The organism is Aquimarina pacifica (genome assembly GCF_000520955.1).
GTDB classification, from domain to species: domain Bacteria; phylum Bacteroidota; class Bacteroidia; order Flavobacteriales; family Flavobacteriaceae; genus Aquimarina; species Aquimarina pacifica.
In genome coordinates, this window is the sequence record NZ_JACC01000040.1 from 56520 (window position 1) to 66205 (window position 9686).

Genomic DNA, 9686 nt, shown 5'->3' on the forward strand with positions numbered 1-9686 from the left:
AGATTTAAAAGATTAATATTTCCCTTTTTGATTTAAACTGAATTAAATTTTAAGGGGTGTTTGTATGATTTCTTTCGTGCTCCGCACAATGGATGAAGTGGGTTTTGTCAAGACTTTTAGGGAATAAATCAGGTGTGTTTGCGACGTAGTAAAATCCTTGGATTTTCAAGGAAGTAGAAACCTTATTTTTGCCTAAAACTTGTACAGTCTTGACAAGTTCCATAATGGTATTAGCAATTCTTATAAAGCCATTTGTGACGAGAGCGTACCGACAGTTAAGCGAACAGAGCAAATGGCTTTATTTTAGAATTGGTTATGCCATACCTGTTTTTCGCTGTCCCGAAAAACAATAAAGGCTTCATCTATTATAAACCCCTTAAAATGTGTGAGGCAAAGGTTCGGTTTTTAAGAATTATCGAGTAAAGACCAAAGTAGGCTTTGCCGTTAATTCTGTTAAGAAAATCGAGGCTTTGACTTTCCGATTACAAGCGGACTGGATTCACGGTTTTGGTTTGGGAATGTAGCGTTCCTTCCCAGCGAAGCGGGAAGGGGAAGCGGAATGGAAAACCAAAAACGGGAATTGGGTCCAAGATTTTTTATAGAGAAGCTCTTTGCCCGAAATGTAGCTTTTTGCGAAATGTAGCGGGAAAGTGCTGAACGGATTATAGAACCAAATTATTCTTTTGAAGTAGGATTTAAAGCGGACTTGACTTTAAAGATGTAGATTGGAATAGAGTTTGACCACTTCCCGAATTTTCTCGGGAATGAGTAGGCAAGTGGAATGGAAATCGGAATCTTTGAAGTTGTGTCCAAGACCTTTTTTGAGTGAAGCGCTTTTCCCGGAATGAAGCTTTCGCGGAATGTAGGGGAATGTGCTGAATGGGATTATAAATCTAATGGCATAAAAAACCTCCCTACCAGAGTAAGAAGGTTTTACAGTTATAATCAATTTACTATTTTTCTTTTTTCAGAACTAATTGATACACACAAGGAATTACCACCAAATTCAATATCGTAGCTGACAACAAACCACCTAAAATTACAACCGCCATCGGGCTTTGTATTTCACTACCCGGTTCGCCACCTTTTAAGGCTAATGGAATTAATGCTAATCCTGTTGTAAAGGCTGTCATTAAGATTGGATTTAATCTATCCAAAGCTCCTTTCTTTATCAATTGAAAGCCTTGGATTCCTTCTTTTCGTAAATCTTCATAACGAGAAACCAATAAAATTCCATTACGGGTTGCTATTCCAAAAAGACTAATAAATCCAATGGTCGCAGCGATACTGATAATACCTGATGTAAAGTACACAATCAAGATACCACCAATCAATGCCAGAGGTAAATTGATTAAAACTACGAACGCCAGTTTTATGACCTTAAATTCATAATACAACAACAGGAAAATGATGGCTATCGCGATGATGGCTGTTATCAAAAGCAATTGTGATGCTTTGGACTCACTTTCAAACTGTCCGCCATATTGTACACGGTAGCCTTCTGGCATATTCACGTTATTGGCGACGACTTCCTTTATTTCGTTTACTGCACCACGTAAATCCCTACCTTGAACATTGGCAGCGACCACAATTTTTCGTTGTACATCTTCACGATTGATAGTGTTTGGACTACTTACCGATTGAACTGTTGCCAATTCGCCCAACGTAGTTTGTCCACCTTTCGGTAAACTAATCAAGGTTTTATTGATATTCTCAATATCATCCCGAAACGGTTTTTCATAGCGCACTACCAAATCAAAGTATTGCTGTCCTTCATAAATCTCGCCCACTTCTTCTCCTGCAAAAGCGATATCTACTTGTTCCATCAAATTACCAACCGTCATACCATATGCCGAGAGAATCTGGCGCTTGGGTTTAATACGAATTTGAGGCACTTCAATTTGCTGGTCAACAGCAACATCTGCCAGTCCATCAATATCCTTAATGTTCTGTTCTACGCTTTTGCCTACTTCAAACAGTCGTTGTAAATCGAAACCAAATATCTTGATGGCAATATTGGCGCGTGTCCCGGAAAGCATATGGTCGATACGGTGGGCGATGGGTTGCCCCAAGGTAATGTTGACACCTGGTGCAACACTCAATTTGTTTCGGACTTCTTCAAAGAATTCTTCTTTTGTTTTGTCCTCAAGAACAAAAGGCACATCAATTTCCGAAGCATTGACACCTTGCGCGTGTTCGTCCAGTTCGGCACGGCCTTGTCTTCTTGTAACAACCTCTACTTCGGGCATATCCAATAGTATAGTCTCGATTAATTTACCTGTCTTGTTGCTTTCTTCCAAAGACATTCCCGGTGGACCAACCACACTAATTACCAAAGAGCCTTCGTTGAATTCAGGAAGAAAACTCCTTCCCAATTGTGTGACCACTAAAAGACTTAACAGAAAAACAATCACAGTTACGCCAATAATGGTTTTGGGTATTCGTGTTGCCCGTTCCAAAAGGTTGCCATAATGTTTCTGTAGCCATCGCTCCACGCGTGTACCTTCTGCCTGCTTGTTCAAAAGCTTTTCGTTATCCAATAAATAGGAACACAAAATAGGCGTAACCGTTACGGCAACAACCAATGAGGTCAATACCGATGTTACAAAGGCTATGCCCAGCGGTTGCAATAATCGACCTTCCATTCCGCTTAAAAAGAACAAGGGAACAAATGATACGATGATAATTAAGGTTGCAATAATGATGGAACTTCTAATCTCTACTGAAGCGTCACGCACTACTTTTATGGTCGATTCCCGCTCCGCTTTCGGTTTTCTGATATTTTCCCGCAAGCGTTTATATACATTTTCCACATCGATGATGGCATCATCTACCAACGCACCTATCGCAATGGCCATACCACCCAAACTCATTGTGTTTATAGTGTAACCCAGCCATTTTAAAATGATGATGGACACCAATAAAGAAATTGGGATAGCCAGCAAGGAAATAACGGTAGTCCTCCAGTTCATCAGAAAAATGAAAAGGATAATCATTACAAAGAACGCACCTTCTAAAAGAGTCATATTTAGATTACTTATAGAAGCATCTATGAAATCAGACTGCCTAAAGATTTGACTTTTGATGTTGACACCTTTGGGCAGGGTTTTTTGCAAATCGGCAATGGCTTCATCCAGTCGGTCTGTCAACTCCAATGTATTCACATCGGGCTGTTTAGAAATAGTAAGAATCACAGCGGGATTTGCGTTTAATGAACCATCGCCAATTTTATCAGCTGCACCAATTTGTACGGTTGCAACGTCTTTAATCTTGATGGTTTGACCATTCACTTCCTTTAGAACCGCTTCCTGTAAGTCTTCCAGCGCATACGCCCTACCACTTCCCTTAATGATGTACTGATTGCCATATTGATTGATGACACCACCGGGCGCATTTTGATTTGCTTCCTTAACGTGTTCTACCAATTCTGAGAGGCTCACGTCGTAATACTTCATCTTTTCGGGATTGGCAAATACTTGATATTGTTTGTAATCGCCACCAATAACCACCACGTTTGCAATACCGCCAATGGCTTTTATACGAGGCCTGATGGTCCAGTCGGATAAGGTTCGCAGTTCCATTGGCGAAAGACTATCCGATGTCACTCCCAAGAGCATTATTTCGCCCATAATGGATGAAATAGGTGCCATTGTTGGTGCTCCAATTCCTTCGGGTAGATTTTCCCGTACCATTGGAATACGTTCACTTACAATTTGTCGTGCCCGATAAATATCGGTTCCCCACTCAAATTCTATCCAAACAATGGAAACTCCCGCTGCCGATGACGAACGGATGCGTCTCACATTGGGCGAACCGTTTAAGGCAGTTTCCAGTTGATAGGTCACTAATTTTTCTACTTCTTCAGATTCCATTCCGTGCGCTTCGGTAAGGATTGTTACCGTTGGTGCTGTAAGGTCTGGGAATACATCGACGTTCATTGTACGTGCATAATACACGCCCAACACACTCAATGCAACCGCTCCCAATAGTATGAGCAATCTGTTTTGAAGTGAAATTGATAATATTTTGTTTAACATTTCTCTTCGTTTTTAATGTTCGTGACCGTGTGCAGGTGTTGAACCCGACATTGAAGCCATTTTAACTTGATATGCTCCTGTAGTTACTACCACTTCGCCAACTTGCAGACCTTCCAGTATCTCTACATTTTCGCCATTGCGCTTTCCAAGCTTAACAGGTCGTCTTTCAAAACTTTCGCCTGATAGTTGAACGATAACGGAATAGCTTCCATAGTCTTCCAAGAGAGCATTCACAGGAATCATTGTGTTCTGTGTTGCATTTCCCATCGCTATCTGAACAGGTGTTAGACTTCCTATTGGCATATCGACGGTGGCATTGACTTCTGTAAAAACAGAAATCAAAGGATTTTCACGTTCCACGTCCTTACCAATCGAAAGGATTTTGCCCTCGGCATCAGTTACGTCTTTCCATTGGTTATCATTATCCTGATACCATATACCTTGTAAATTACCCATCGTAAGTCCGTAGTTGGGTGCTAACTGCGCTTTTAAAACTCTGGATTGATGCGTCCCAACGGTTACAAGTGTAACACCTTGTTCTACATAATCGCCATTTGAAACAGTTATGGATTTGATAAAACCATCAAAAGGTGCACGTATTTGTTTGCTTCCGCCCGAGACACCAGACACCAATGATTGATAGTTGGCTTTGGCTATCTCGAAACTGCTCTCTACTTTTTCAAATTCAGATTTCGGGACTATTTTGGATTCGTATAGCTCTTTCTTCCTTTCATATTCCGATTTGGCCTGTTGGAATGTCGCTTTCGCGGAAGCGATATCCGTACTTAAATTATTGGATGCCAAACCTTGACTGTTCAAGCTCATCAACAACTGACCCTGTTTTACCGCTGTACCTTCGGTTAGGTTATTTACTTTAAAATCTACCACACCATTGGATTTTGCCGCCAAGGACTTTGTAGAACCTGGCGATGGCATCCAAACACCGGACGTATTGATAACATCGTAAATTTTACCCGTAACGACAGGTGCGGTTTGAAAATCGATTTTCCAAGCCTGCTCTTTTAAGAACGAGATACTTCCATCATCTTCGGCAGTACCCAATGCCATTATGGCTTCATCTGCATTACTATAGACCGTAACATCGTCAATCGTTATTTTATCTGAATAGTCTGGCGTTTTCAATTCAAAAACAAGTTGGTAACTACCAGCTTCTTTTGGTTGAATGGTAGGCGAGAATATGCCTGGTGATGAAGGTGCATCTGCGATATTGCGAATGCCTTTATCGCCCTTAATCAAACTAAGCGTAACCGAACCTTCGCGAACGGGCTGATGCTTGTCCAACACCGTAAAGTGGGCTGCAAGCCTGCTTGGACTGCCTACTATTAAAGCAGGGAATTCTACGAATAATTCTGTTTTGTTTGTCCAAATGGTGTGGTCCAAGCGTGGAATTTCTTCTCCTTCGTGGCTACCATCGGGATTGTGTGCGTGTGCGTCTTCTGCCTTGTTGTTACAAGACATTGCCAAAAAGGCAAGCACTATGAGTATATATTTCATCTGTTATATCTATTTGTTTTTTAGTGGTCTTGGTGTTCCTTCCCCTCATCGTGGGTATGGCTATCCGTTTTCATTTCCATAGAATCTTTTTCTACTTGAAACTCTTCTTGCTCTATGGTTTCATCGCCCATATGGTTGCCGTCTGCATCGTGGTCGTGACCGTGTTCTTCAGTGGTTTCTGTTTTTGATTTCGTATCTCTACAAGATGTCATTGTGAAAATTGAAACTGTTAGAATTGCGAATATTATTTTGGAAATCCTCATAATTGTATGTTTAAAATTTATAATTGATGTTTTAATAATTGTGCTTGAAGCAGTTGCAGTTCCTTTTCCATTTGCAACATTTTATCTGAAGCATTTCTGTAAAACTGAAGTTCTACATAGTAATCCATAAACGAATACTCGCCCAACATATAGGCTTTAAAAAGTAAATCCTCACTTTCTAAATTGCCCATTGTTGTTTGATACTCATTGTATTTTTTGAGCATCAATTCGTATCGATTATAAGTTTCCTGAAACTGTGTGTAAAGCGAAGTGCTAATTACTTGCGTATTGGACTGCTGATACTCATAATTGGCTTCGGCAGCTTTTACTTTGTTCTTGCTATTCCAAAGGGGAATCGAGACACCGCCATAAAAACCAGAATAATGACTACCGCTAACGCCTTGATAATTGTAGCCAAGTGCTACGTTTGGTAGTACTTTGTTTTTTTCCAGTTTTACTTTTTGAAGTGAAGATGTCTCAATAGCCTTTAATTCTTGCAGTAAAGGGTCATTTGATAATTTTTCCTGCCAAAGACTTTCCTCCGCACCAACTTCAATAGGCAATGCAAGTCCTGTCGAAATGCCACTAATTTCATTACCGCCGTTCAACGTTTTGAGTTTTGACAGCAAAATTTGAATTTCGGTTTCAATCTGTTCCACGGCAAACTGCTCTTGAATCCAAGCAATTTTCGCTTTATTCAAATCTAAAATGCCTACTTGCTCGGTATCAAAAAGTTTTTGGATTTGGTCAAAAACCTGCTTGCTCTGGGTTTTTCTTTCTGCTTCAACAGTTTTTTGTTTTTGCAAGTAAGCAAGTTCCAAAAGCGTGTTCTTCGCTTTCAACAAGACTTCCTGTCTCTTGTTAGCATAGGCTGATGCTAACTGTTGCGATTTAGACTCGTTCCATTTGCCACGAGCAGCATATACCGTTGGGAATTCAAAAGATTGCGATAGTTGATATTCGGTATAATCTCCAGTTCTATTGTCGCCAAATGGCAAATAAAAGCCAGAAAGCTGTGGGTCGGGCAAATTATTGTTGCTCCTGTTTTCGAGTTGCTGACTTTCAATGAATGATTGATAGCCTTTTAACTCCGTGTTATTCTGTTCTATTTCATTAAGTAGTTGCTCTATATTTTTATCCTGTGAGAAACCACTAACAAAGAACAGGCATCCGCAAATTGCGGACACGATGTGTTTATTCATTGTGTGAAATTTTAGGTTTAATCTTACCTGTCGGCTGACAGGTCTACATTTATAAAAGGAAACAGTACCGTAGCGATACCGTAGTCCTAAACGATTAACCTAAAGATGGTGGGCCTCGTGAGTCGAGGGAAGAGAGGTAGGGATTAAAGTATTTATTGGGTGGATGATAGACAGGCGATTTACTATTTTGCCTGTAATCAATTAAGAAGATATTTTGGGTTTCAAAAGAACTTTTTGCAACATCCTTTTCAACAACGGTTTGTTGCTCGATTGTATTCCTTTCAAGTAAGACTATATCGCTGGATACCGTGGAATGGATGTGCATATCCATAACGAACCCAAAAAACCCATAAGGGGATTCTTCTTCGTGGGAATCATCATCGTGATGATGATGTTCGCCAGTATGGGCAATATCTGAATGGGAATGAGCGTCCTCGTGTTGATGGTGCAAATGCGGAAAAACCTGATGCAGCATCATTAGGCTAAACAAGCCTAAAAAGAAAAATGCCGCTATTTTATTTGGTTTTTGCATTAGGTACAAAGATACCATTATTTCTTATTTGTGAAAATTTAGAGTACTTCAATCTCTTTTAGAAAAGGTGAAAATCCAGTTTAAGGTACTGGATGAACCTTTTTATAATGTTTCTTTAAACCATTGCATATATTTCATCAAACAATATCTTATCAAATTTTTCCTGTTGCGAAAAAGTTTTTTTCAAGGTATTGTGAAGCATCCAATTAAAGGCGTTATACCCATCCCATAATGTGGGCGTTTTATAATAATCGTGTCCTTCTTCGGCTATCATATCCAATAATTCCCTGGATTTCTTTGAAGGATTATCGTTTTTGTCGCTACATTCATATCGGAACAGTTTCGTTTTTTCCAATATTTCCTTTACGAATGCTTTGGTGTCGATAAGTACGATTTCTTCCATTTCCCTGAATTTTCTTGTGATTTCGTAGTATTCGTTATCCAAGAACTTCTCGAATAGAAAATTCAATTTCGGCATTATTAAATCTGTATTGTTTTTGCTGTGCTTTATTGAAAATGCTATTTCTGATTGAGCAACGTGCAAGCCATTGGTGCATACTTCTCTATAAAATCCAAAATGCCCGGAAGTCTTTTCGCTTCCGTCATAGGAATTTTTGAAACGCAACATCGGTAATATCTTATCCTGTTCATTCTTCAACGAAAACTGATTATGGTCCTCGATTATAAAGTCGGCAATGAAAGACCTGTCATTTCTGTTAATCGTGCGTTTATGATATTTCAGATTGGCATCCAGTAATAGCTGTTCGGCTTTTTTGAAAAACAATTCATTTGGAATATGGCCATAACTGTTCGAGACCACATTCACAATTTTGTCATTGGAAATAACGGCATTTTCAAGTCCTCTTCGAGACTCCATACCAGTAATAATTTTTAACGATTTCATTTCATTTGAAACGAAAATTTCATCTTGTTGTAAACGATTTAAATACATAATATTTGATTTTAGACCTGTCTGAAGACAGATATGATTAAAAAAAGAAAGCCTACTCTTGCGAGCAGGCTTTCACATTTGAAGACATTAGCTTCATTAAAGTTCAAATTTTAGAATCTGTTCTTCAATCTCTGATTTACGTTGTTCCAAAGTGGACTGTAAATGTGTAGTTACCAACTTGATTAAATTCGTGTTGGTCGTCTTGAATTCCAGATTACGTGAGTCCCTTATATGGAAGGAACTCGAACCATCCTGATTGTAATTGAACTTGGTAAGCTCGTTCAATGTTTCCGTCAACCGTTCACGTTGATTGGCCAAACCTCTCAATTTTTCAAACTTTTGAATTCTGTCATCCAAATTAATCTCTGGTTTTTTGGCTACCACGAGCTTTTCCGGTGTAACAGCTTTTCCGATAGCTTCCTCGGTCAACTTCTTTTGAACTTCCTTTTTAACGGTTGCATTTACTTTTTTTGCTGTTCCGTTTGATTTTACTTTTGTTTCCATAATTAAATGATTTTAGATTAAACAATATTTGAGCAAAACCCAAACGGAAGACAAAATTTTAGAGTGGAAAGGAAACGGAATAAATAAGCGAGGGAAGAAGCGATGGCTTTATGCCGTCCCTTTTCCGAAAAATATTTTGCGACGTTTATATTTCGGTAATATTGTATGAATACTCTCTACCTCAAATTTTTCTATAGAAGTTCATCACTTAAAAGACCTATAATGAAATAGTTGATTACTCGATTTAATGTGTTTCCAGAATGATTAACTTAAAGATATTTAGTAGAAATGATAAGGCATAATGAACCAAATTTGAAGCAGTATTAAGAGTCATAAAATAAATGACTTTTTATGTTGGTTTGAAATAATACAAATTATATATTTGCACCATCAGAAAGTAAAGCATTTTACTTTAAGTTCATTTATAATATCGTCAACAAATCGGCTAACAGTTTGGTTCCGGAATCTGTAACTGATTGATATATATAATATTATGGGGAAAGGGTATAATCCTGCCACCCCGACAACAAGCCATGCAAATGGCATTAAAAACCTTGTAAATCAATAGATTTACAAGGTTTTGTTTTTTTACGCCATCATAGCATTTGATAACATTCGATACGGTTCAGTTAACAGGGATCAAGGCCAATTGTGGATCAAGGCCAATTGTTGTGTTTACGC

The 9686-nt window shown here is 38.8% G+C and carries 7 protein-coding genes; all 7 read right to left on the bottom strand.

Annotated elements, in window-relative coordinates; genetic code table 11:
• Positions 1 to 953: 953 nt before the first annotated feature.
• Positions 954 to 4037 (bottom strand): efflux RND transporter permease subunit, encoded by a 3084-nt coding sequence (locus tag DZ60_RS0117880; protein WP_025743392.1) that lies wholly within the window; start codon positions 4035 to 4037, stop codon positions 954 to 956.
• Positions 4038 to 4049: 12 nt separating this feature from the next.
• On the bottom strand, positions 4050 to 5552 hold the full coding sequence (locus tag DZ60_RS0117885) for an efflux RND transporter periplasmic adaptor subunit (RefSeq protein WP_025743393.1): 1503 nt from the start codon (positions 5550 to 5552) through the stop codon (positions 4050 to 4052).
• A 20-nt stretch (positions 5553 to 5572) separates the two neighbouring features.
• The gene (locus DZ60_RS0117890; RefSeq protein ID WP_025743394.1) at positions 5573 to 5764 is read right to left on the bottom strand and encodes a hypothetical protein; all 192 of its coding nucleotides are present in this window, start codon (positions 5762 to 5764) and stop codon (positions 5573 to 5575) included.
• 68 nt (positions 5765 to 5832) lie between these two features.
• A complete protein-coding gene (locus DZ60_RS0117895) occupies positions 5833 to 7017 on the bottom strand; it encodes a TolC family protein (protein WP_025743395.1) in 1185 nt (394 codons plus the stop codon).
• A 94-nt stretch (positions 7018 to 7111) separates the two neighbouring features.
• Positions 7112 to 7549, bottom strand: coding sequence for a hypothetical protein (locus tag DZ60_RS0117900; RefSeq protein ID WP_025743396.1), 438 nt, complete (start codon positions 7547 to 7549; stop codon positions 7112 to 7114).
• 115 nt (positions 7550 to 7664) lie between these two features.
• On the bottom strand, positions 7665 to 8501 hold the full coding sequence (locus tag DZ60_RS0117905) for a DUF932 domain-containing protein (RefSeq protein WP_025743397.1): 837 nt from the start codon (positions 8499 to 8501) through the stop codon (positions 7665 to 7667).
• A 96-nt stretch (positions 8502 to 8597) separates the two neighbouring features.
• Complete coding sequence (locus tag DZ60_RS0117910) at positions 8598 to 9005, bottom strand: hypothetical protein (protein ID WP_025743398.1); 408 nt, start codon at positions 9003 to 9005, stop codon at positions 8598 to 8600.
• Positions 9006 to 9686: the final 681 nt, after the last annotated feature.

Bases quoted from the DNA above. Each gene is read 5' to 3' on its own strand.
- DZ60_RS0117880 (WP_025743392.1), bottom strand. From the start codon at position 4,037: ATGTTAAACAAAATATTATCAATTTCACTTCAAAACAGATTGCTCATA.
- DZ60_RS0117885 (WP_025743393.1), bottom strand. From the start codon at position 5,552: ATGAAATATATACTCATAGTGCTTGCCTTTTTGGCAATGTCTTGTAAC.
- DZ60_RS0117890 (WP_025743394.1), bottom strand. From the start codon at position 5,764: ATGACATCTTGTAGAGATACGAAATCAAAAACAGAAACCACTGAAGAA.
- DZ60_RS0117895 (WP_025743395.1), bottom strand. From the start codon at position 7,017: ATGAATAAACACATCGTGTCCGCAATTTGCGGATGCCTGTTCTTTGTT.
- DZ60_RS0117900 (WP_025743396.1), bottom strand. From the start codon at position 7,549: ATGCAAAAACCAAATAAAATAGCGGCATTTTTCTTTTTAGGCTTGTTT.
- DZ60_RS0117905 (WP_025743397.1), bottom strand. From the start codon at position 8,501: ATGTATTTAAATCGTTTACAACAAGATGAAATTTTCGTTTCAAATGAA.
- DZ60_RS0117910 (WP_025743398.1), bottom strand. From the start codon at position 9,005: ATGGAAACAAAAGTAAAATCAAACGGAACAGCAAAAAAAGTAAATGCA.